Origin of the sequence: Trichocoleus sp. DQ-A1, assembly GCF_039961955.1 — a bacterium.
In the GTDB taxonomy this organism is placed as follows: Bacteria; Cyanobacteriota; Cyanobacteriia; order Cyanobacteriales; family FACHB-T130; genus FACHB-T130.
In genome coordinates this window covers 194,907-217,307 of sequence record NZ_JAMPKE010000008.1, presented here as the reverse complement: position 1 = coordinate 217,307, position 22,401 = coordinate 194,907, and the positions used below count along the sequence as shown (strand labels likewise).

Annotated in this window: 17 protein-coding genes and 1 pseudogene; 7 read left to right on the top strand and 11 right to left on the bottom strand. The window is 46.2% G+C overall.

What is annotated here, in order from left to right; genetic code table 11:
- Positions 1–230 (bottom strand): annotated as a pseudogene (locus NDI33_RS10955) (Crp/Fnr family transcriptional regulator); the annotation flags it as partial.
- Between the two features lie 353 nt (positions 231–583).
- On the opposite strand from NDI33_RS10955, the gene NDI33_RS10950 reads away from it, so the two are divergent.
- Positions 584–1,873 carry a cation:proton antiporter gene (locus NDI33_RS10950; RefSeq protein ID WP_190672412.1) on the top strand — a complete coding sequence of 430 codons (1,290 nt, stop codon included), beginning with the start codon at positions 584–586 and terminating at the stop codon, positions 1,871–1,873.
- A 477-nt stretch (positions 1,874–2,350) separates the two neighbouring features.
- Here the strand turns inward: NDI33_RS10950 and NDI33_RS10945 are convergent, their stop codons facing one another.
- The gene (locus tag NDI33_RS10945; RefSeq protein WP_190430771.1) at positions 2,351–2,515 is read right to left on the bottom strand and encodes a hypothetical protein; all 165 of its coding nucleotides are present in this window, start codon (positions 2,513–2,515) and stop codon (positions 2,351–2,353) included.
- Between the two features lie 393 nt (positions 2,516–2,908).
- Here NDI33_RS10945 and NDI33_RS10940 point away from each other — a divergent pair, with 393 nt between their 5' ends.
- Together NDI33_RS10940 and NDI33_RS10935 are read left to right on the top strand one after the other, a co-directional pair.
- Positions 2,909–6,091 carry a DEAD/DEAH box helicase gene (locus tag NDI33_RS10940; RefSeq protein WP_190672409.1) on the top strand — a complete coding sequence of 1,061 codons (3,183 nt, stop codon included), beginning with the start codon at positions 2,909–2,911 and terminating at the stop codon, positions 6,089–6,091.
- A 2-nt stretch (positions 6,092–6,093) separates the two neighbouring features.
- The gene (locus NDI33_RS10935) at positions 6,094–6,933 is read left to right on the top strand and encodes an SWIM zinc finger family protein (protein ID WP_190672406.1); all 840 of its coding nucleotides are present in this window, start codon (positions 6,094–6,096) and stop codon (positions 6,931–6,933) included.
- Between the two features lie 138 nt (positions 6,934–7,071).
- Here the strand turns inward: NDI33_RS10935 and NDI33_RS10930 are convergent, their stop codons facing one another.
- The 4 genes from NDI33_RS10930 to NDI33_RS10915 form a co-directional block, all read right to left on the bottom strand.
- On the bottom strand, positions 7,072–7,668 hold the full coding sequence (locus NDI33_RS10930) for a GNAT family N-acetyltransferase (protein ID WP_190672403.1): 597 nt from the start codon (positions 7,666–7,668) through the stop codon (positions 7,072–7,074).
- A gap of 65 nt (positions 7,669–7,733) precedes the next feature.
- A complete protein-coding gene (locus NDI33_RS10925; RefSeq protein WP_190672400.1) occupies positions 7,734–8,741 on the bottom strand; it encodes a nucleotidyltransferase domain-containing protein in 1,008 nt (335 codons plus the stop codon).
- A gap of 284 nt (positions 8,742–9,025) precedes the next feature.
- Positions 9,026–9,925: a 3-deoxy-7-phosphoheptulonate synthase gene (aroF, locus tag NDI33_RS10920; RefSeq protein WP_190414833.1), complete on the bottom strand. Its 900-nt coding sequence runs from the start codon at positions 9,923–9,925 to the stop codon at positions 9,026–9,028.
- 529 nt (positions 9,926–10,454) lie between these two features.
- Positions 10,455–11,357 (bottom strand): EamA family transporter, encoded by a 903-nt coding sequence (locus NDI33_RS10915; protein ID WP_190672397.1) that lies wholly within the window; start codon positions 11,355–11,357, stop codon positions 10,455–10,457.
- Between the two features lie 221 nt (positions 11,358–11,578).
- Between NDI33_RS10915 and cax the strand changes: the two genes are divergently transcribed.
- A complete protein-coding gene (gene cax, locus NDI33_RS10910) occupies positions 11,579–12,676 on the top strand; it encodes a calcium/proton exchanger (RefSeq protein ID WP_190672431.1) in 1,098 nt (365 codons plus the stop codon).
- Between the two features lie 92 nt (positions 12,677–12,768).
- Here the strand turns inward: cax and NDI33_RS10905 are convergent, their stop codons facing one another.
- On the bottom strand, positions 12,769–13,353 hold the full coding sequence (locus NDI33_RS10905) for a DUF99 family protein (RefSeq protein WP_190672395.1): 585 nt from the start codon (positions 13,351–13,353) through the stop codon (positions 12,769–12,771).
- Between the two features lie 299 nt (positions 13,354–13,652).
- On the opposite strand from NDI33_RS10905, the gene psb28 reads away from it, so the two are divergent.
- Together psb28 and NDI33_RS10895 are read left to right on the top strand one after the other, a co-directional pair.
- A complete protein-coding gene (gene psb28 / locus NDI33_RS10900) occupies positions 13,653–13,988 on the top strand; it encodes a photosystem II reaction center protein Psb28 (RefSeq protein WP_190414836.1) in 336 nt (111 codons plus the stop codon).
- Between the two features lie 487 nt (positions 13,989–14,475).
- Positions 14,476–14,988: a MogA/MoaB family molybdenum cofactor biosynthesis protein gene (locus NDI33_RS10895; RefSeq protein ID WP_190536746.1), complete on the top strand. Its 513-nt coding sequence runs from the start codon at positions 14,476–14,478 to the stop codon at positions 14,986–14,988.
- Positions 14,989–15,035: 47 nt separating this feature from the next.
- Here NDI33_RS10895 and ctpB read toward each other — a convergent pair whose 3' ends face one another.
- Entirely contained in the window at positions 15,036–16,343 is a 1,308-nt protein-coding gene (gene ctpB / locus NDI33_RS10890) for a carboxyl-terminal processing protease CtpB (protein WP_190414839.1), read from the bottom strand.
- Positions 16,344–16,635: 292 nt separating this feature from the next.
- Here ctpB and NDI33_RS10885 point away from each other — a divergent pair, with 292 nt between their 5' ends.
- Positions 16,636–17,349, top strand: coding sequence for a YdcF family protein (locus NDI33_RS10885; protein ID WP_190672392.1), 714 nt, complete (start codon positions 16,636–16,638; stop codon positions 17,347–17,349).
- Positions 17,350–17,407: 58 nt separating this feature from the next.
- On the opposite strand, the gene recJ is transcribed toward NDI33_RS10885, so the two are convergent.
- The 3 genes from recJ to blaOXA all read right to left on the bottom strand — a co-directional run bounded on the left by recJ (position 17,408) and on the right by blaOXA (position 22,349).
- Positions 17,408–19,780 (bottom strand): single-stranded-DNA-specific exonuclease RecJ, encoded by a 2,373-nt coding sequence (gene recJ, locus NDI33_RS10880; protein WP_190672389.1) that lies wholly within the window; start codon positions 19,778–19,780, stop codon positions 17,408–17,410.
- A gap of 321 nt (positions 19,781–20,101) precedes the next feature.
- A complete protein-coding gene (locus tag NDI33_RS10875; RefSeq protein WP_190672386.1) occupies positions 20,102–21,250 on the bottom strand; it encodes an alanine--glyoxylate aminotransferase family protein in 1,149 nt (382 codons plus the stop codon).
- Positions 21,251–21,488: 238 nt separating this feature from the next.
- Positions 21,489–22,349: a class D beta-lactamase gene (gene blaOXA / locus NDI33_RS10870; RefSeq protein WP_190672383.1), complete on the bottom strand. Its 861-nt coding sequence runs from the start codon at positions 22,347–22,349 to the stop codon at positions 21,489–21,491.
- Positions 22,350–22,401 lie beyond the last annotated feature (52 nt).

Here is a 22,401-nt window from a genome sequence, read left to right as displayed (position 1 = left end):
ACCATTCCAGCTTCCACAGTCGAGCCATCTTCCAGCACGCTGAGTAAAGAAACAATTCCCTGTTGGGGAAAATAAACGTATTCAATTGGTACGCCAAGTTCGTAGAGGACTTGATTGAGTGGGAGCGAGACGGGTTCTAGATGGGGAACCAGACGTTCGTACTCCTCGTCAGGCAAAGCGGCAAGAAGTCGATTTTTTATTGGCTGAAGAGGATCTTTGGGGACTGACATGAGGAGTTTCCTTAATTTAGCCGTGTTAGAAAAGGCATCTAACGGCAGAAGGAGAAGAACTCAGTAAACCAATCCTAATACCAAAAGGTGTATTTTCTGAATAGAAAGCCGCACGCTTAGCAGGTTAAAGTCTTACAGCCGCTTACTGATGCTGTATTCATTCTAATGGGGTGTGAAATTTTCTCACATTAACAATATTCCCTAGATTCCTAGAGCAACTTTCTAGGTTATATTGCAAAAACTTGCTGAAAAAAGTTTGGGTACGGAAATCGGGATGTAAGCGCTGATTCTATATAAACTCTCAGCACTTTACTCCTAGATACATCGCAACACTCCCGACCCAGAGGCATAGGATGTCGAATTTTGATCTCGTTTTAAAGTTATTGCTGCAACTAACCGTTATTCTCGCTACTTGTCGCATTGTGTCGATGATTGGGCGGCGCTATTTTGGTCAAACCGATGTTGTCTGCGAGATGATCGCGGGGGTGATGTTAGGGCCATCTCTGTTTGGTCTGCTGCTTCCTGATGTGCAGCAATGGCTGTTCCCCAAAGCCCCGATTGTGATTGATGCGGCGACGAAAATTCCCAACCCATCGATGTCGATTCTCTTTGCCATCAGCCAGATTGGGTTGGTCATTTATATGTTCTTGATCGGCTTAGAGTTTAATACCGATTTGATCAAGCGCCGAGTCAAGAGTGCCGGTTTGGTATCTGGGGCAGGAATTTTGGCTCCTTTTATCTTAGGCGCGATCGCAGCTTTGTTGTTGTACGGCAATGGCGAACTCTTCAAACCTGGAATTACTCGTCCGGCAGCAGCCTTATATCTGGGCGCATCCATGTCGATTACAGCATTTCCGATGCTCGCCCGGATGCTATACGAACGCGGCATCGCCAAAACCCGCTTCGGGACGCTGGCACTGGCAGCTGGTTCGATCGATGATGCGACGGCATGGTGTTTGCTGGCGATTGTACTCGCCAGCATTAAAGGCAGCGCCAGTATTGCCGCTTTTGCGATTGGCGGGGGTTTTGGCTATGTGTTGTTGATGATTTTCGTCGGACGACCGGCATTTACCTTTTTCGCACGTCGGACTCGGCAAGAGAAGGGCGTGACGATGCAAACCCTGACATTAGTTTTAGTCGTTTTGATGGTATGCGCGTGGTTTACCGATTTGGTAGGCATCTATGCGGTGTTTGGGGCGTTTATTCTGGGCACAGTGATGCCACGGGGCGAATTTGCCGACCAAGTGCGCCACCACACGGAGTTTTTGACGACTTCGTTTTTGCTCCCGATTTTCTTCGTTTTCTCCGGACTGAACACGCAAATCGGGTTAGTCAACACGCCGCAACTCTGGGCGATCGCATTACTGATTATCCTGATAGCGATCGCAGGGAAAGGGCTAGCTTGTATGTTGGCAGCAAAACTCGCAGGTGAAAGTTGGCGCGAGTCCGCAACCATTGGGGCGCTAATGAACGCACGAGGATTGATGGAGTTAATTATCCTCAACATTGGTTTAGAGGAAGGTGTAATTACTCCAACCTTATTTACCATCATGGTCGTTATGGCAATTATCACTACCCTCATGGCATCCCCGCTGGTTTCATTATTGTTGCAAGGAACCAATTATGAACCTGTTCCCAGATAAGCCACGCCAGGTGCAAGTTTTTCTAATTCGCTCAAAGCCCTGGCAAATCTAACCCAGTCCCTTCCTCTTCAAAACCCCTCTACCGGGTCGGAGAGAGGTTTGGGGAGCCTGCTGTGCCTACAGATTTTAAAAAGGGGCTGAGGGTAGCAAAAATAAATTGCTGAAGAAATACAGAAAATTGCCAATAGCGATCGCAGATATAGCAATTTTATTTGAGTAATGAGCCAGCCCTTGAGATCCCCAACTTCTGTCTGGAAATCGCGGATCTCGCCTTCACAAATCATTTAGGATGCAGATAAGATAATCAGACAGAAAAGCCTTGACTCCAAAAGGAGTCAAGGCTTTTTTGCATAGACAATGAGTTGTTACAGCACAAGCGTTTACTACCTAAGACCGCTCTGATGGAGGGTTGCGCCTCCCCTCGGTAGTAACAAAGTGGAGGAAGCGACAAAAACTCCACACCTTCTAGGCCTTTTGTTATTTAAACCGTTCGGACATCTGACGTCGCTCTTCTTTGATGTCCGATTCTGGGCCACTGCGGCATAACGCCCATCCGGTGTTTTTTTCCTTAATCAGAATAACAATCGCCAATTTAAATGTTGTCGTGCTAGCGGTAGAACCGCTGTCAGTCTGTAGGTGCAACTACTAGCATGGCTAACATCTATCTCTGGTGGGAAAGTTCCGGGCTGTAACTGTGTATACAGCAACCACGACGGCTATCTGTACAAGCCTATTCACAAGAGGATGAATCCCTCCAAAAGTCTCAGCCACAACTGAAATTAACCGTTTAGCATATTGGCTGCCTTTCTAAGACCAATCTTTGTTTTTTGTAGAAAGCTCTGTTTTACTCGGATTTTAACTTTTACCGTTACATTTTTTAATCCAGAAGCCAGTTAGAAAACTTGACACTAGGAACGCAAATAGCTAAATAATTGCAACAGATAAGAAGCAATGTCCCCAAGGGACGACTTCTGCGAAAGGTTCGCATCCTTAACCCGCTACAATTTGAGAAAACTCTCCTTGAGGCATCTACCTATGAAAATCCTCCACGGTACTTGGATTCCTAAGGCAGAAGCTAATTTCCTACAAACAGGTGCATTTTACCTGTGGGTAGAAACCCCAATTTTAAAAAAACGCCGCAACTCGCAAAAAAACAGCCATCCCAGCCATCTTGCCAAAGACGACTTGGAAGCTTTTCTAAGCAATGAACTGGGAATCGCCACAGCACCCTATCATAAGATTAGCGAGAATATTTCTACTCAATACATTGCTCTTCCCACCGCGAACAACCAGCCTCTTCCTTCTCCTGAATTAATTAAATATTTGGAAGAAGAAGTTAACGAAGACTATGAAGAATTTACGGACTGGGAAATTGATACCTATGAAGTTAACGCTAGGGTAAAAACCGGCAGTTATAGCTATGCCAAGGTCAATAATGTTATTAAACTGCTTAACGATATTCACTTCTTGGCTTTACATAACTTTGGTGAAATTATTATCGGTTCAGACCTCCTATTTTGGTATCACTATACCCAAGCATTTAAACAAATTATATTCAAAGACCAATATATTCCCAGCCTCAAATATCGAGAACTTCCTGCTGTAACCAAGGGAAAACGCAAGCAAACCGCTAATTCCTTTGAAATTTATTCAGGATGGGAAATTGTTTCTGAAAAATACGAAACCTTAATTCAAAGATATGCAGACTATATGCCTCTAGTCTGCGTTGCCGGTTCTTCCGTACCCAGGACAACAGTAGAATTTTTTTCTAAAGAAAGCTTACTCCGTCACTTTTCTGAATGTCTGTTGCATGAAATTGTCACCCATACTCCCTCGACTGCTAAATTCGATCAGCAGATTACAGATACCATCCTTTATGATTGTTTCTATCCGGACAGCAAAAACCCGCAAACTACCGAAAAAGCTTTAGAAGAATACAAGCAGTGGTATGCCTGGAAAGCTAAACTAACCCGCAGCCAAAATACAGGGAATTTTGACCTCTGCTTTCAGTTAAAAGAAGCTAACTCTGAAACAGATAACTGGCAAATTGTTTTCTTGGCTAACTCCAAACAAGATCCATCCTTAAAACTTTCTTTAGGGGATTATTGGCGGCTGAATCAGAAAAGTAAAAAAGATATTCAAAAATACTTTGGCAAAGATTTTGAAAATAATCTGCTTTTGAATTTGGGATATGCAGCGCGGATGTATCCTAAACTGTGGCAGGGATTAGAAACTGACCAGCCAATCGGGTTGCAACTTAATCTGCAAGAAGCCTTTGAATTTCTCAAAGAAAGCGCCTGGGTATTAGAAGATTCCGGTTACAAAGTCATCGTTCCCGCCTGGTGGACGCCGGATGGTCGTCGGAAAGCTAGAATTCGGCTGAAAACGTCTTCTCGAAGCGTTGGTAAATCCAAAGCTGCTAACAAAGGATACTTTAATTTAGACGCGATTGTTGAGTATCAATACGAGCTATCAATTGGCGGTCAGCCGGTTACTCAAAAAGAATGGCAGCAACTCGTCAAAGCTAAAACGCCGCTGGTGCAATTTCGCGGTCAGTGGATAGAACTAGACCAAGAAAAGATGCAGCAGATGTTGGAATTCTGGCAATCTCAGGCTAAAGAACAGCCAGAAATGACTTTGTTAGATTTCATGAAATTAGCCGCAGCAGCGGAGGATGATATTGAAGTCGAGCATGACCAGACATTGTCAGAAATGATGGCGAAATTGGAGGATAAAAGTAGACTAGAGCCGGTTCAAAATCCGCCGAAGTTGCAGGGAAATTTACGCGAATACCAAAAACGCGGCGTGTCCTGGTTGCAATATTTAGAAACGCTCGGTCTAAATGGTTGTCTTGCTGATGATATGGGATTAGGTAAGTCGGTTCAAGTAATTGCTCGGCTGGTGAATGAAAAAGAATCGACAAATTCAGTTTTACCAACTTTATTAATTGCACCGACATCAGTTGTCGGAAATTGGCAAAAAGAAATCGAAAAATTTGCGCCTCATCTACAAGCAATGGTGCATCATGGCACTAGCCGCATTCAACAAGTCGCTGATTTTAAAGAAGCTTGCCTTAAGCATGATGTCGTGATTACATCGTTTACTTTGGCTCGAAAAGATGAAAAACTTTTGCATAGTCTGAAATGGCATCGAGTGGTAGTGGATGAAGCGCAAAATATCAAAAATCCTAAAGCTGCTCAAACTAAGGCAATTTTAAAATTGACCGCTAACCATCGGCTAGCATTAACCGGAACACCCGTAGAAAATAGATTACTGGATTTATGGTCGATTTTTAACTTTCTGAATCCTGGCTATTTAGGTAAAGAAGCACAATTTCGTAAGGGTTTTGAGATTCCGATTCAGAAAGACAATAATCGGGTGAAGTCTACGATTTTGAAGAAATTGGTAGAACCTTTTATTTTACGTCGAGTCAAGACCGACCAATCAATTATTAACGATCTACCGGATAAAGTCGAACAAAAATTATATTGCAATTTGACAAAAGAACAAGCTTCTCTTTATGAGGCTGTCGTCAAAGATGTGAGCGAAAAAATCAATGATTCCGAAGGCATTCAGCGCAAAGGGTTAATTTTGTCAACCTTGCTGAGGCTGAAACAAATCTGCAATCATCCAGCGCAATTTTTACAAGATAGGAGCGAATTTTCAACCGCGCGATCGCATAAACTTAGCCGTCTTGCAGAAATGGTTGAGGAAGCCATTTCTGAAGGCGAAAGTTTGTTAATTTTTAGCCAATTCAAGGAAATCTGCGACTCCTTAGAAAAATACCTCAAGCATACTTGTCACTACAACACTTATTACCTTCATGGAGGCACCAACCGCAACAAGCGAGAACAAATGATTACCGAATTTCAAAACCCAGAAACTGAACCATCGGTGTTTATTCTTTCTCTCAAAGCTGGCGGAGTTGGCATTACGCTAACGAAAGCAAATCACGTCTTTCACTTTGACCGCTGGTGGAACCCCGCCGTTGAAGATCAGGCGACAGATAGAGCTTTTCGGATTGGTCAGAATAAAAATGTATTTGTTCACAAATTTATTGCAATTGGGACTTTGGAAGAACGCATCGATAAAATGATTGAAGATAAGAAAAAGCTGTCTTCTGCTGTTGTCGGTACCGATGAAGCTTGGCTGACAGAACTTGATAACGAAGCCTTTAAACAACTGATTTCACTGAACAAAGCTGCAATCTTGGAGTAATCATGGCTCAATTTAGCCGTACCTGGTGGGGAAAACGCTTCATTCAAGCCTTAGAAGCTTTTACCGATCCTGCGAGATTAGGACGAGGACGTTCCTATGCGAATGGGGGGAAAGTCCTCCACTACAAAATTGACCAGAATGAAATTAATGCTGTTGTCAAAGGTTCAGTGAATCCCTATTTTGGAGTTTATAAAGAGCCAACCTATATTATCAATATTGAAATTACACCGATTGATAAATCCAGTTGGTCGAAGGCGATTAAACACCTTTCATCAAAAGCTAGCTTTGTCTCCAAGCTATTGATGAATGAAGTTCCCGATAATATTGAAGATGCTTTTTCTGACCTAGGATTGCATCTTCTCCCCCACAATCGCAAAGATTTTAAAACCAATTGTTCTTGTCCAGATTACGCCAATCCCTGCAAACACATCGCGGGTGTCTACTACTTGGTAGCGTCCCAACTAGACCACAATCCGTTTCTCTTGTTTGAACTCAGAGGTTTATCTAAAGAGGCACTGCAAGCGGAACTGGCAAAATCTCCTTTAGGAGAGGTTTTATCCACTGAACTTACGGCAAAAGAAATCCCTTTAGAATCCTCCGCGTCTTACTACACCCCACTGGAAAAAGTCCCCGTTACTGAGAAGATAAATCCCAGAGAATTTTGGCTGGGGACGAAGCGACTGCCTCAAACTGTTGAAATGGCATCGCTGGCAAGTTTGCCAGCAATTTTGATTAAAAAGCAGGGAGACTTTCCGCCTTTTTGGAAGAAAGATAGTTCTTTTATTGAAGTGATGGAGGAGTTGTATGAGCGAGTGAAAACAAAAAATAAAGAAGTCATGTAAGACGGCTTATTTCTCGCGTGCATTGTAGAGACGCGATTAATCGCGTCTCTACGTCAATTAAAATAGGCTCATACAAATTCACTTTAATAGCGATACACTCCGGATTTGCTCTTTGCCCCTTTTGTAAGGGGATCTGTATCAGTCTTTTTGTGAAGTGGAGTGAAATCCTTTACCAATAATTTTTAGAGAATTTTGCCAATCTCTATGCAGAATTGCCCATAACGCCACATCCTCAAATACTCCCGACTTTCGCACTCGCTGGCGTAGCACCCCTTCTTGTACAAACCCGTTTTTCTGAAATACTTTTCCCGAAGCTGGATTTCTGACCATGTGATAGCCATAGAGCCTATTGAGAGATAAATCTTCAAAACCGAAATGAAGCACTGGTTTCAATGCTTCACTCATATAACCTTGTCCCCATGCTTCAACTGCTAACCAAAAACTCAGTTCAGCCTGAGAATGCTCCCGTTCAATATCTCGAACCTCGATAATTCCGCTAAACACACTCTCAGATTTACTCTCAATCGCCAATGTGACAGAATGACCCGCTTCAAACTCTGCAAGTTGCTTAGAGATGTATCGCTCAGCTTCACCATTAGGGTAGGGATGAGGAATGGAAATCATGGCATCAGCGAGTTCACGAACGCTAGCAAATGTCTGGATGGATAGAGCATCCTCAAAAGTGAGCGGACGCAACACTAACCTACTTGTATTTAACGTAGCTTGAGCAGTCATGAAACGTATCTTATCGCAACCTAGTTTTTAGATGTAACTTGAGTGTTGATTTTCTGGTTTTTGGCTTAACCTGAGATCGAGAGATATCTTTGTAAGGTGGCATCAACTGTCAGCTGAATTTCTGGAGAATTGCTCTTTTTTAGATTTTCTAAAGCCAACTTCACCGCTTGGTCAGGATAGATAATTTGTCCCAACCGTTTCACAGCATACAACTGGCGAAACTCCTCTGGATGCTGCAACTCGGCAAGCAAAAACGCTTTGTAGCGCCAAAGAAAATAGTTCTCGAAAGCCAAAGCGCTTTTACAAAATTCCCTCAGTTGCTTTCGATCTGCTTCTGCTTCCGGCACCCGATAATTCCAATGATTGCGGCATTGCTCGTAAATGTCTTCTACAAGCGCCGTCCACTCGTCATTAATCCATTTGCGGTACTGGATAACACATTCGCGCTTCGTTACCACATATTGTCCGGCATCTAGAGCGATGAGTGCTGTCGCCGGACAAAGGAAATTTAACACTAAATCTTTAGTTCCGTAGTGAATCGTTCCATCCGACGCACGCATCTGACGGCGATCGCAACCATAAAACGCACCGTCCGGATCGGGATAGTCGAGAGGAAACGTTAACACCTCCGGATTGCCACGCGATCGCGTCAACAACCGATATGGAAAGTGCATACTGTCCAGGATATAGCTATCTATTGGCTTTATTGGAACCAGAGGGCGAATGTCTTCCCCATATATCAGAAGCGTGCCTTTCTGGAACCTAACCGCACCAATCCGAAACAGCGCCTCTTCACTGTCTGCGGTCATACCCAGTTCTACCGAGGTGATTTTCTGGCACTCGTCGCTTACCTGTGCGAATTCCTGTCGTTCGTCAGAAGTCAGGCTACCCTTAAAAACGACGCGCAGATCGATATCGCTGGTAGCTACCGCAGTACCATTAGCATAACTGCCTTCCAAATAATAGCCGCGAATGCGACCTGGAAAACTTTCCCCGATTTTGCCGATAATTTCGCAGGCGATCGCGTCAACTTTCTCGACACCTGTTGAGGCAATAAGAGTAGTATTTATCATCTTCGGTTAAAGTCTGCTTGTAAACTTCCCGTCGTAATTGTGAAGGGATTGAATTATACCAACTCTTTATAACAATGCATTCGATTGTTCTGTAAGGACATGGCATTGCTATGTCTCTACTAAAATAAATCATGCTCATAAAGAATTGGTATTAGCAGAAATTAGCGATCGCACCTCTTCTAAAATTCCTTGAGAAATCTAACACATGGCAACAGATCCCCCCAACCTCATGAATTGGGGGGGCTAAGAAGGAACGCAAATAGCGACAGAATCAATCAATAGGATTAAGCCGTAAGTCCACATGGTTTTTTGGCAGAGAAATGAATAGGGGCAGGTTTTAAATTGAAACCCACCCCTACTTCCGATATATTTCGCCCAACAGCTGCTGCTACAGGTCTTAAGCTATGAACGAGATCCACCATATCTTCTAAGGAAAGCGCCTGACGAGCATCGGAAACAGATTTTTCGGGTTCTGGATGACACTCAATAATTAAGCCATCTGCACCACAAGCGATCGCTGCCTTTGCCAAAGGTGCTACCAATTCCCGCTTACCGACGGCATGAGACGGATCGACAATGACTGGCAAGTGGGTTATCTGCTTCAAAGCTGCTACCGCGCCTAAATCCAGCACATTGCGCGTATAGTTATCGAAGCTGCGAATACCCCGTTCGCACAGCACCACATCGGGATTGCCGTGGCTTAAAATATATTCCGCCGCCATGACAAATTCTTCAATCGTAGAAGCTAGACCGCGTTTGAGCAATATTGGCTTGCCAGCTTGACCCAAAGCTTTCAGCAAATCGAAGTTTTGCATATTACGGCTCCCAATTTGCAGCATATCCGCGTGAGTCGCAACAGCTTCTATTTGCCCAATTGACATCACTTCTGTGACGACGGGTATGCCATAACGCGATCGCACATCTGCCAAAATCTGGAGTCCTTCCACTCCCATTCCCTGGAACGCATAAGGAGAGGTACGGGGTTTGTAGACACCGCCACGCAGCGCCTGAACGGGCGCTGCGGCGAGTTGGCTAGCGACAGTTTCCATCTGTTCCAAGCTTTCCACTGTACAAGGCCCCCCGATGATCGCAAGTTCCGTCCCACCGATGGAAACTTGTTCGGAAAGTTTGACAGTAGTTTGGTGATTGGCGTGGGATTGCGAGGCGAGTTTGGCGTTAATCATGGTTTGAGTCTCCTTGAAGCTAAAAGATTTTTCTGACCCTTCCTTGCAGGAGGGAGTAGGGCGAGGGAGTTGACAAAAAAGCCCGGAACCTTTTCTAGTTCCGGGCTATAGACGATTCATTGGCATGACGCTATTTACCCGGAACTTGTGGGCCAAAAATAAAAGCCATAAAACCAGCTACTGAAATAGGTCATCACCATGAAAAGTTGCTCCTTAAAACAAAAAAACCGCAGATTTTACTCTGCGGTTCACCGGGCGGTTCCAATGCGGGCACTGGATTCACTGCCGGTGAACCGTCCTAAACCAATAAAAGTAAAAACTGCTGCTGAGCATAGGGGGAAGCGTCTAATTTGGTTTAATTTTGAGAATTTACTGCGTACCTGAGAATTTTGGCAAAAGCCAGTTTTTTCTAGGTCGCTATGGAACTTATCACTCTTTTATTTAAGTTTTATGCAATAAGTCTATTCATCCATGAACTTAGCAAAGGGATCAAATTGCGTCAAGACCCCTGCGAGGGTAAATCAAGCGACTAATCTTGAGGAAACGCCTGAATTAACACCACCGAACTGACTACCAGTAACCCTCCCAATATTTGTCTGCCTACGAGTTGCTCTCCTAGGAAAATGATTCCCAGCAGCACCGTCACCACGGGTTCGATGGTGGAGAGAATGGCAGCTCTGGAGGTTCCCAACCGCTGAATACCCGCGAACAGGGTAATGATGGGCAGCACCGTGGCGATCGCTGCCAACCCGGCGATTGTCCCTAGGGCGACAGTTGTTTGGGGGAAAATCAGCCCCCGCCCCAAACAAGCGGCTCCCATAAAAGAGAGGGCGGCTCCCAGAGACAGATAGGCGCTGGTTGTCACCGGAGAGAGCGATCGCACTAATCTCGCCCCAAAAGTCAAGTAAAGTGCGTACCAAACTCCCGATGCGATCGCCAGCCCTAACCCTAAAGGCTGCACGGTCGTTCCGCCCAAATCGGCAGTCAGCAAACAGCCGGTGAGGGCTAAACCGAGGGCAATCTTCCGGTAGGAGCCAGGGCGATCGCCTTCGATTACCCACGCCAAGACAGTGACAAAGGCAGGATAGGTGTAAAGCAACAAAGCAGCAACGCCAGCGCTGGTATAAGCGAGAGCGCCGAAGAACAGAGTTGCTTGAATCGCATACCCCACACCTCCCAAAAGGGTGGCAGCGATCGCATCTTGCGGTTTTAAGCGCCACTCGTCTCGCCACACTAGCCAAGACCAGAGTATCGCCGCTGCGCCTGTAAACCGCCAAGCCAGGGTGCTGGACAAATCTAACCCTTCCGCATAGGCAAGCTTGGCGAAGATCGCCAGCGTCGCAAAACCCGTTGCGGAGACGGCTATCAGAGCAACTCCCACTCGATTGGGGCGAGGCGCGGTTCTTCCTTCCTCTCGTTTGTCGTTTGGCATCGAGTCCTCCTGCTTCTACATCAGCATACGAGAAACGACAGGGTGCAATTGACAAGTTTCCAGATATTCTTACAGAGGTGAGAGATGCCCAATTTTCGATGACATCAAGCAGTGAAAGTATGACTCGTCTCAACCATCCAGGGGAGAACTCGTTGCTACTTTCCTACGTCTCATCGGGTGGGAAAATTCATCATGCTCTGCAATTTCAGCCACAATTCGCTATGTCAATCAAGAAAATTATTTCTTACGTCCTGCTAATTTTTGTACCCATTTCAATTGCTGCTGAATATTTAGGGTGGGGTTCGCTTGCCATTTTTATTACATCAGGGATCGCGATCGTCCCCCTAGCAATTTGGTTAAGCACTGCGACTGAAGAAGTTGCCGTCGTTACGGGGCCTTCGATTGGTGCATTGTTAAATGCAGTCTTTGGAAATGCAACCGAGCTAATTATTGCTTTAGCAGCTCTAAATGCTGGTTTAGTTGACATTGTTAAAGCAAGTATTACTGGAACAATTATCAGTAATTTACTCCTAGTCATGGGACTTTCCATGCTGTTAGGAGGACTGCGCTATAAAGAACAGGAATTCAAGCCGATTGTGGCGCGGGTGAATGGTTCGTCGATGACGCTGGCAGCGATCGCCCTTATTTTGCCTACGACGGTCATCAATACCTCAAATGGTGTTCCACTCGATGCAATTCGCAATCTCTCCCTCACAGTTGCCACTGTGTTAATCGTAGTTTATGCTCTGACGTTACTGTTTTCTTTAAAAACTCATAGCTATCTTTACGAGGTGGGATTAGTCGATTTAGACTCACCAAATTCAATGGGTTCTGAAGCTGAATCAACTGCCCACAAACCGAATCTTTGGCTCTGGATTGGTGTGTTAGTAGCCTCTACGGTTGCAGTTGCCTTTGAGTCAGAGATTTTTGTGGGAGTTGTGGAGGAAGCAACAAAGGGTCTGGGTTTGACTCCCTTATTTACAGGTGTTGTTCTGTTGCCTCTGGTTGGCGGTGCTGCCGAATATGTAACTGCGGTCAACGTTGCTCTCAAAAACAATATGGATTTATCTGTTTCTGTGGCGATGGGGTCTAGCTTATTAGTTGCCCTGCTGGTGGCTCCAATTTTAGTTTTGGTAGGAGTTGTCATTGGTCAACCAATGGATCTCAACTTCAATCCTTTTGAAGTGATTGCGGTAGCGATCGCTGTCACTGTTGCCAATCTTATCAGTCTAGACGGACGCTCTAACTGGTTAGAAGGCGTACTGCTCTTAGCAACCTACATCGTTTTGGGAGCAGCTTTTTACTTTCATCCCGCCTAATGGTTGTTTTTTGATAATTGGGAAAAAGTTTTGAGTTAAAGGACTTTCGCTCGCCTCAAAACTCAAAATTCAAAACTCTCATTACCAAATCCTTACGCCGAACGTCCGCTTTCTCCCTTCACCACCGCTGCTCCAATTAAATGCGCCAGACGTAATGCCTCTGGAACGTTGCCGCAGTCAGTCAGACGTTGCAGCACCGCAGCGGTTACGTCTGGCTCAGCACCGCACACTTGGAAAAAGAATGGCGGGAAGGTATAAATTCCACCAGCACGCTGCAAAAGCTTGAGCCGTCGCTCTGGCTGTGGCAAGTGGTGAATGGCTTGTTTGACAGCGGCTAGATCAGGCTGACGCCGCATCACGGCAACGCAGGGGAGTTCCAATCGCTCGGCAAGCTTAGGAAAGTCAATCACATTAAAACCGCCAAAAGCGATGCCGTCGAGCAGCACCAAGTGTAATTGCGGCAAGAACTTTTTACCGAGCAGTAGGTTACAAACGGTATCAGTTGCATTCCAGCCATCTTGCCGCACCTTTCCCCACACCATGCCCTCAAAGCGGGTGCCTGCACAAACGATCCCAGCGATGGAGGCACTACCACCCCTACGGCGTGCGAACGGCGCATCATCGAAGCCGATGACGCGAATTAGGCGATTGAGTCGGAGTAAAGATTCAAGATTCATCTCACACCAAAAAAGCGATCGCATCCGTGATTTTAAGCTAATTTTCCCTTTTAGAAGCGCTTAAAGTAGCATTTTTGAGCTTAAGAAACTAAGACATACTAATCGCCCTAAAAAAGCTTATTTCTGCCAATTTTCAGGAAAATATGTTTAATTCTAACTTGATCGCTCGTCTAACTCAGGTCTCTTAGTGGCATCCGAGGTACTAAAGTGCCCAAAAGCACCCGTAAAAGCTGAACCAGTCCGCTCTAAATAATGAGAAAATGTTAAGTTATCTATCATAAAAACTTGGTGGCAGAATTATGGCTCAAATTCAATTTTCCAGAGGGATCAACGAAGAAGTCATACCGGATGTAAAGCTAACCCGCTCTAAGAGTGGCGCTCATGGCACCGCTACGTTTTATTTTGAAAGTCCCAACGCCTTTAACACCGAAACCTCAGGGGAAATCACTGGGATGTACATGGTTGACGAGGAAGGAGAACTGTTGACGAGAGAAGTCAAGGGCGTATTTGTCAACGGTCAAGCAAAAGACCTCCAAGCAACTTACCTGATGAAGTCTCCTGAAGAATGGGATCGCTTCATGCGCTTCATGCAACGGTATGCAAAAGATCATGGTTTGGAACTTAGCCAGTCCTAAATAAAGAGCTAAGTGCTTGGGGCACAGGCAATACCCATGCAATCCGGTTCGGATAAGCTCATTTGCCTACCAGTAACCTCCGGTAGAGACGCGAAATGGTGCGGCACTGCACTGCGTTAACGTGTCGCAGCACGAATGCACCATTTCGCTAATGCGTCTCTACACCCCTCCACTGAGCGGTTGAAACCGCACAGCGACAGCAAGCACACATGAAAACCTGCCGGGAGCAGGTTACAGAACCCTTGATTTTCGGTTGGTTCGCGCTTTTAGGACTTGGAATGCAATCGCCGCAAAATTCCATTCTGAGGGCTTGGTGCAAAATTTGAGTTAACCGAACAGTATTTGAATGCGCGTGCCCTTACCGAGAGCTAGCGAAATCAGGAGTCAAGATTCGTAGGAACGGTTAATCGGACAGCCGTGTGGCAGTAAGATATCCCAGAAAAGCCCGTTTTTAAAAACTCAAAACTCTTGAGGGAATAGCTTACCCATGACCAATCTGCCTCACCCAGACCCGGAGAGGATGACAGTGACTTGCGCTGTTATCACTGTTAGCGATACGCGATCGCCCGAAACCGACAAAAGCGGTCAATTGATTAAACAGTTACTCCGAGATGCCGGTCATGCGGTCTCAGAGTACGCCATTCTCAAAGATGAACCGAAGCAGATTCGGGCGCACCTGCAAGCACTCGCCCAACGCCCGGATCTGGATGCTTTGATCTTCAATGGAGGCACTGGCATCGCGCCGAGAGATACCACCTACGACGCTCTAGAAAGCTTGCTCTCAAAAATCTTGCCTGGATTTGGCGAATTGTTCCGGTTTCTCAGTTATCAAGAAATTGGCTCGCGGGCGATCGCATCTCGCGCCGTTGCCGGTGTCTATCAAACCAAATTGGTATTTTCCATCCCCGGTTCTACCAATGCCGTTAAACTTGCCATCCAACAGCTAATTTTGCCAGAACTTGTTCACTTAGTTAGCCAGTTACAGAAAAGTGAAGAGTGAGGTATAGCCCTCCATTCCTCACTCTTCAGCTCTCACTTCCTTTGCTCTTACCGGACGCTAATCGGTCGGGTCCGTTGAGGTTTATTGGGTTGGGCAAGGCGGGTGTTTTCCAAAGCTGCGATCGCGCGAGCATATTGGGGATCTTGCTGAGTTCCCACCAGTGATGGATTCGTCCCCAGACGCTTTCGCTGATCGTCGTTCAGGTCAATCTTGATATCCGGAGTCACCCCCTTGTGGCTGATATCCGTTCCTAGGGGCGTGTAGTAGTGGGCAATCGTGACCGCTAAACCCGAACCATCGGAGAGAGAATGTACCGACTGCACTAACGCTTTGCCAAAGGTTTGAGAGCCAATAATTGTGGCTCGACCATTATCCTTCAACGCACCTGAGAGAATCTCGCTGGCGCTTGCCGAGTTGCCATCTACCAGCACAGCCAAAGGCAACTGTGTCAGCGCCGTGCGATTTGTCGCAAATTCTTCGTTGTCTCCCTTGCGGTCTACGGTACGGACGATAGCACCTTTGTCCATCCACATCCGGGCAATTTCCACACTCGCGTGCAATAATCCACCCGGATTTCCCCGCAAATCCAATACAAAAGCATCTACTTTGTCGTTATTCAGGGATTGGATAGCGCGGCGCATCTGCTCTGCTGAGTGAGCGCTAAATTCATTCAGACGGATATAGCCAACGCGCAACTTGCCTTCCTGCTTGACCGACTGACGGACGGCTGCTATTTCAATCTGCGCTCTGGTCAATGTCACATCAAAGTCGCCTTTTCCGTCTCGTGACAGCTTAAGCTTTACTTTCGTCCCCACCTCACCCCGAATCAGGTTAGCGGCGGCTTCCACACTCATCCCTTTTGTGGCTTTGCCATCAATTGTCAAAATCTTGTCCCCAGTCTGAAGTCCCGCTCTCACTGCTGGGGAATTCTCAATGGGTTCTACGACGGTAAGAACCTGAGTCTTTTCGTTCAGTTCCAAGCGCAAACCGACGCCAGAGAGTTCGCCGGAAGTTTGACTGGTGAGGGCTTGGTACTGTTTAGGATCTAAAAAGCGGGTGTAGGGATCGCCTAAGGTTTCCAATGCTTCCCGAATCGCCTTGTAGGCATCTTCACGGGAATTATAGTTTTTGTTCAACAGCTGTTGCCGCTTTGCTTGCCAATCCACCTGATTAAAGGTGCCATCAACATACTCGCGGTTGACAATTTGCCATGCCTCATCGACAACTGATTTTGGACTTTCCTGTAGAGCAGCGCGAACGGAGGAGCCAAAGAAAGACAAAGCTGCTGTCGTAGCGATCGCTCCACCAAAGAGAGCAACATGGAGCAAGGAAAAGTTTTTTGGGGATGGATTCATGAACGGTGGCTCGAACGGGTGGGGTTTAATGTGTAGATACCGCGTGACGCCTGAAACGAACTATTTCTAAGATACTCAGGTTAATTAACCAGGCTGCATCAATTTTGTGCCAGTTCGCCCAGTGTCCTCCTTATTCGTCTCTGTAACAAGGATAACAGTCTAATTTAGCTAGACTCCCCTGCAAATTTTTGTCTACCTAAGTGTAATCGCCGCCAGAGTAAAAGAACAACAAAATCGCTTGGCTAGCTAAAGTAGTGTTAAGCATCGGCTAAATACCCTTCAAATTCTCAAAATGCCCGGAAAACGCAGAGGTAGTTCAACTGTGCGCGATCGCATCAACTTATCTAGGCGGGCTGGTTTCAGAAGATGGCGACAACTTCTAACACCAGGGATCGCTATCTTTAGCGTCATCTTGGGGACATGGTTATTAACCATTATGCTAACTTTGCGCTCTGCGGCGTCCGGTCCGGTAGATGCCTATTTGGTTTTAGGAGGTAGTATTCGTAGAGAAATATACGTAGCTCAGCTTGCAAAAGAATACCCGCAAAGCCGCATATTAATTTCTCAAGGTTCTCCCGAACCGTGCATTTTGCTAATTTTTCAACGGGAAAATGCTCCCATAGAGCGAGTTTGGTTAGAAAAGTGTGCAGACTCCACCTTTGGTAACTTCTACTATAGTGTGCCGATTCTACGCAAATGGGGAGTAAAAAAAGTCAAACTAATTACTTCCGGTACCCATCTACCACGAGCTAAGTGGCTAGCACAGATTCTCATGGGCGCTCAAGGCATTTGGGTAGAGCCAGAGATTGTTCCCGAACAAGGCATTCCTGGCAATCGAGAATCCTCTTTAAAGACAGGATTGGACGTATTTCGTAGTTTGTTGTGGGCAATGGTGAGTCAGGTTTATCAGCCTAAATGTTCAAAATTAATTCCCCTGAAGGATGTAGATATAAAAGATTGGCGTCAGCGGGGTTTTAAGTGCGAACACCAGGGGAATATTCAATAGCGAGTAGCGATCGCACTCTCTTACCCAGCAGTAACAAATGCGATCGCCGACTCATTTTTTAATAAACCGCAGTTTGAGCAGCCATCGCTCGAATGGTAGACAAGGGAATTTCATAGAAGTACCTTTGGCGAAATTGTTCTTCTTGAACTGCTGCGATAAATTGTTCGATGGCTGTCTCTGCTTTCGGTAATTGTCCGTTCCCTAAATCAGAATGAGCGGCATCTTCCTGGGAATGCCAAGTAATTTGAACCATCCAGTCGAGTTGTTTAACATGGAAGCCGAGATGAGAGATGGCTTCTAATCCGAGTTGGAGAGTGCGATCGCTAATTCCCAGCTTTTGGTGCAGTTGAGTATACGTCGCCTCTTGACCCGTGCGACTCAGATATTTGGCAATTCCTAACAGTTGCAGCCAGATTTGGCTGGGGGGAACGGGTTCTGGGGGAGGATAAGCGATCGCTAGTTGTTGATTTGCCTGAATCGCCCGTCTGAACCACACTTGCAGCTCATCCCAGCTACTGGGGCACTCTCGAACTGGCAGAACTGATAGCGCAGCAGTAGCAAGTGCGGACTCCTCACGACAGTCTAAAATCCAGTCTATCTGGTTCGGAGTGCCTAACTGCTGCGGCTGTTCTAAAGAACGCACGGCAATTATCCGCACTTCATAGTGAGGTCTAATCCCTTTATTAGGATTTTCGTAGCTATTAAAATCAAGCTCGACAATTGCATCGCATCTACCTTGAGGTAGTTCTTCCTTATAATGTCCCCACCAGATTCCTGAAAACCCAGTTTCGCAAGAGTCATCCCGAATTTTAAAAGTAGTTTTGATATATTGAACTTTTGCGCCTTTTAAGTCCTGAGTATTACTATTCCAACTATTTTCAAACCAGCAATTTTGAATGAGCAATTTTGGTGCTGGATTGCCCATTCCGCAGGGTTCTAATAGTTTCAGTTCCCAAAATAAATCTCTTCCTAATTCACTGACCGTACACACCAAATCTGCCTGCACAATCGGCGCTAAAGGTGTCCCATCTGGCGTGCCCACAGAAGCTCGCAATTGCTGGTTAACAGCTTCTGTAAACAGGGGAATCTTATCAACTGGGAGACTCAACCCAGCAGCGAAGGGATGACCGCCAAATCGATGTAAGAGGTGTTCTTGCGCTTTCACCAACTGGTAAAGATCGACTTGATTCACAGAACGGGCGGAACCGCGTGCTAAAGCGTTTTCACTCAAATCGCCCTCTGTACTCAACAAAATCGTAGGACGCCCTGTTTCCTGCGCCACTTGCCCCGCCACTAAACCCAAGACACCGACAGGCCATTGCGTATCGCAAAGAACAATCACGCTAGTCGTTGATAAGTCCAGCTGGCTTAATTTTTTATTAACTTCAGCGGCGACATCTTTTTGCAACGACTTGCGACGGGCATTGGCTAATTCTGTTTCTAATGCCAACTGCTGACAGCGCTTCTCATCGCGGCTGGTAAGTAACTCCACACAGAAGGAAGCATCGCCTTGAATGCGGCTAACAGCGTTAATTCTAGGGCCAAGACCGAAAGAAATGTCCGTTGGGCGATCGCCACTTTTCTGACACAATTCTAATAGACGAGCAACCCCAGGACGATTCCGCTTTTTAGTTTGCTGTTGCAGCACTGAAATTCCTCGCTGTGCCAGGTAGCGACAATCACCGCTTAACTGCACTAAATCGGCAATTAAACCAATTGCCACTAAATCCAATAAATCTTCTAACGGCTGTTGGGGAACATCCGGCAAAGTTTCATAAAGTGCTTCTACTAACTTATAGGCAACTGCCACACCCGAAAGGTGAAACATCGGATGATCTTTGGATAAATAGCGGGGGTTGATGATAGCTGTCAACGCTGGACGTTCCTCTGGCAGGGTGTGGTGATCCGTGACAATTACATCAATCCCTAGTTGATGGGCATATTCAATTTCCTTCAGATTTGTGCTGCCAGTGTCGCAAGTTACAATTAGCTTCGTTCCATCCTGGGCAAGGGCGTCAATTCCCCGTTCATTGAGTCCATGAGACTCCGTTAAACGATTGGGAATGTAATAAACTAGCTGCTGCTGGGTAAAAAACTGTCCCAGTCCATCCCAGAGAACCGATGTTGCGGTAATCCCATCAGCATCAAAATCCCCCCAAATGGAAACTTTTTCCCCAGTGTTACGGGCTTTTATTAATCGTTCTACAGCCCATTGCATTTCCTGCCCAAATTCAAAGGGACTTGCCGGGTGATACAACTGAGAATTTAAAAACCCCGACAATTGCTGAATATCGCGAATCCCCCGTTGCCACAACAGCTGTGCGGCATAATGTCCGGGTAATCCTGGGGCGTGGCGTCTGACTTCGTCAATAAATCCCGCCGGTGGTTCAACCGTTGACTGGATTTGCCATTGAAGTTGCTGCTGTGACATTTTTCTTTTTATCCCTCTTTCTGGCATCCTATCTCACAATAATTGCCTCGCGAAGAGATAGGGATGCTATAGATTGCAACTAAAAAACAAAATAGGATTGCAGATGTGTTGATCGAGAAATATGAATCTGACACCAGAATTTAGCCGGTATCAAAATGCTGCCATAGTGCTGATTAGACGCTGGGTACTAAGTTCCTAATCACGACAAATTGAACTGGGACTCTGATTTCTTGCGTAAGGGCATGGTACAGCCATGCCCTTACAGAACGTCAATAAGTGTAAGTTGTTTAATCCAGGTTCCTTCGCACCCTAAATCCTCAACTAATGAGGTAAAACCTGCTTTAATGCCTCTACAAGGCGATCCACGGTCTCTGGACGGCTGTTGAAGCCCATAAGACCCACACGCCAGACTTTACCTGCGAGTTCGCCCAGTCCGCCCCCAATTTCGATATTGTGTTCGTTGAGTAGCTGACGCGCGATCGCTTTGCCATCCACACCTTGTGGAATGCAAACCGTTGTCAGGGTTGGTAGGCGAAACTCTCGTTTAACGTGCATCGTCAGTCCTAAGTTTTCTAACCCTTCCCAGAGATACTCGACGTTCTTTTGATGGCGCGTCCAGCTATTTTCGATTCCTTCTTCTGCAATCAAACGCAACGCTTCCCGCAGAGCATAGTACAAGTTAATCGGGGCAGTGTGGTGATAGGTGCGTTCCTTGCCCCAATACTTACTCAACAACGTCATATCTAAATACCAGTTAGCCACCTTCGTGCCACGTTGTTGCAATTTCTCAATTGCACGGGGACTCATCGTAAACGGCGAAGCACCGGGAGGGCAACCTAACCCTTTTTGGCTACAGCTATAAGCTAAGTCAACTTTCCACTCATCCAGAAACAAGGGGACGCCCCCCAGACTGGTAACACTATCCACTAATAGCAGACAGTCAAATTCACGGCAGAGGTCGCCGACTCCTTCTAACGGCTGGCGTGCCCCCGTGGAGGTCTCGGCATGGACTAAAGCCAGAATCGCTGGGCGATGAGTTTCTAAGGCGGTTCGGAGTTCGTCTATGGGGAACACTTGCCCCCAAGGTTTGGTAATCGTTCGCACATCCGCACCATATCGTCCTGCCATATCCACGAGGCGGTTGCCAAAGTACCCGCTAACGCCGACTAGAACCACATCACCGGGTTCGGTGACGTTAGCAATGGTTGCTTCCATTGCTGCCGTTCCCGTCCCGCTGACTGCAATGGTGAGGGGGTTTTCTGTCTGCCAAACATAGCGCAGCAACATCTGGATTTCGTCCATCAGTGCCAGAAATGCTGGATCGAGGTGCCCCACCGGAGGGGTATTCATCGCCTGAAGGACAGCGGGATGGGCATTGGATGGGCCTGGACCCAGCAGCAAACGAGTCGGAATTTCTAGAGGGGCGAGTTGCAACCGAGTTGTGTTGTTAATTGAGGAGGTTAGGGTCATGATTGGTTCTAGGCTCGATCAAGCGAGGACTATTTTAGAGTCTAAAGGTTAGCTGAGTGCAAGTAACGCTACTGATATAGCAGTCTTAAATAATTCGTGAAGGCGAGATCCCGGACTTCTTTAAGAAGTCCGGGATCTGAAGGGTTGCCTCACAGCTCAAATGAATTGCGATAAATCATCTAAGAGACTATTTTTGAAGAAAATCTGAAAGCAGAAACTTAAGGACTTGCTGGTGTTTTTAAAGTAGTCCTAAGGCTTGAAGACTGCGCCGGGTGATTTCAATGCGATTGACGCCATCATTATCATTTCGCATATCCATATTTGTGGCAAAGAAATAAACATTTTTGTTCTGTTCCAGATATCCCACAAACCAGCCATTCCCAGGAGTCGTACTGTCCGTCCAGCCCGTCTTTCCGCGCAGCACATAGTCTGGAGTTTGTTCGCGCACCATAATATCTTTAACCAAATCTAAGCTGCGTTGGGAAAAGGGTAAGTCGTTGCGATAGAGACGTTGCAGGAACTCAATCTCTTGTTTGGGCGTAATTTTTAAAGGGCCATCTAACCAAAATCGATCGATTTGCTCAGATGTCCCAATTTGACGGTTTCCATAGCCGACTTGATTGATAAATTTCTGCATCCGTTCGTGCCCAATTTTCCGAGCCAAAACTTGGTAGAACCAAACCGTTGAGTCTTTAAAACCTTGGCGCAAGTTGGTGTCTCGGTTCCAAGCTGTGATGTTCCGTTGAATGCCGTCCCAGGTTAAAACAGTCACCTCATCTCGAATCACCCCTGTTTCCAATGCCACAAGCGCGTTGAAAATCTTGAAGGTTGAAGCGGGGAAGAATGCCGTTGAGTTTCGAGGCGCGTTATGTTCGTAGAATTGGTTTTTATTTTGGTCATAAACCACAATTGACCCTTCAATGCCCAGTTCTCGGAAAGAACGCCCTAGGTCTATCCCTTGAGTTGTAGTGATTTCCGAAGTTGGTTGAGGTGGCTGAGAGTTCGCAGCAGTGCCGAGGAAACCGCTAATGGTCAATAGCGCCACGAGGCTAGCAATGGCGATCGCGATCGCTAAGGGCACTTGCTTAATTCGATACATCAGGATTTTCCTTACATGATTTTCAAACCAGTCGTAATACAGGAATGGGTTT

Bases quoted from the DNA above. Each gene is read 5' to 3' on its own strand.
- NDI33_RS10950 (WP_190672412.1), top strand. From the start codon at position 584: ATGTCGAATTTTGATCTCGTTTTAAAGTTATTGCTGCAACTAACCGTT.
- NDI33_RS10940 (WP_190672409.1), top strand. From the start codon at position 2,909: ATGAAAATCCTCCACGGTACTTGGATTCCTAAGGCAGAAGCTAATTTC.
- NDI33_RS10935 (WP_190672406.1), top strand. From the start codon at position 6,094: ATGGCTCAATTTAGCCGTACCTGGTGGGGAAAACGCTTCATTCAAGCC.
- NDI33_RS10930 (WP_190672403.1), bottom strand. From the start codon at position 7,668: ATGACTGCTCAAGCTACGTTAAATACAAGTAGGTTAGTGTTGCGTCCG.
- NDI33_RS10925 (WP_190672400.1), bottom strand. From the start codon at position 8,741: ATGATAAATACTACTCTTATTGCCTCAACAGGTGTCGAGAAAGTTGAC.
- aroF (WP_190414833.1), bottom strand. From the start codon at position 9,925: ATGATTAACGCCAAACTCGCCTCGCAATCCCACGCCAATCACCAAACT.
- NDI33_RS10915 (WP_190672397.1), bottom strand. From the start codon at position 11,357: ATGCCAAACGACAAACGAGAGGAAGGAAGAACCGCGCCTCGCCCCAAT.
- cax (WP_190672431.1), top strand. From the start codon at position 11,579: ATGTCAATCAAGAAAATTATTTCTTACGTCCTGCTAATTTTTGTACCC.
- NDI33_RS10905 (WP_190672395.1), bottom strand. From the start codon at position 13,353: ATGAATCTTGAATCTTTACTCCGACTCAATCGCCTAATTCGCGTCATC.
- psb28 (WP_190414836.1), top strand. From the start codon at position 13,653: ATGGCTCAAATTCAATTTTCCAGAGGGATCAACGAAGAAGTCATACCG.
- NDI33_RS10895 (WP_190536746.1), top strand. From the start codon at position 14,476: ATGACCAATCTGCCTCACCCAGACCCGGAGAGGATGACAGTGACTTGC.
- ctpB (WP_190414839.1), bottom strand. From the start codon at position 16,343: ATGAATCCATCCCCAAAAAACTTTTCCTTGCTCCATGTTGCTCTCTTT.
- NDI33_RS10885 (WP_190672392.1), top strand. From the start codon at position 16,636: ATGCCCGGAAAACGCAGAGGTAGTTCAACTGTGCGCGATCGCATCAAC.
- recJ (WP_190672389.1), bottom strand. From the start codon at position 19,780: ATGTCACAGCAGCAACTTCAATGGCAAATCCAGTCAACGGTTGAACCA.
- NDI33_RS10875 (WP_190672386.1), bottom strand. From the start codon at position 21,250: ATGACCCTAACCTCCTCAATTAACAACACAACTCGGTTGCAACTCGCC.
- blaOXA (WP_190672383.1), bottom strand. From the start codon at position 22,349: ATGTATCGAATTAAGCAAGTGCCCTTAGCGATCGCGATCGCCATTGCT.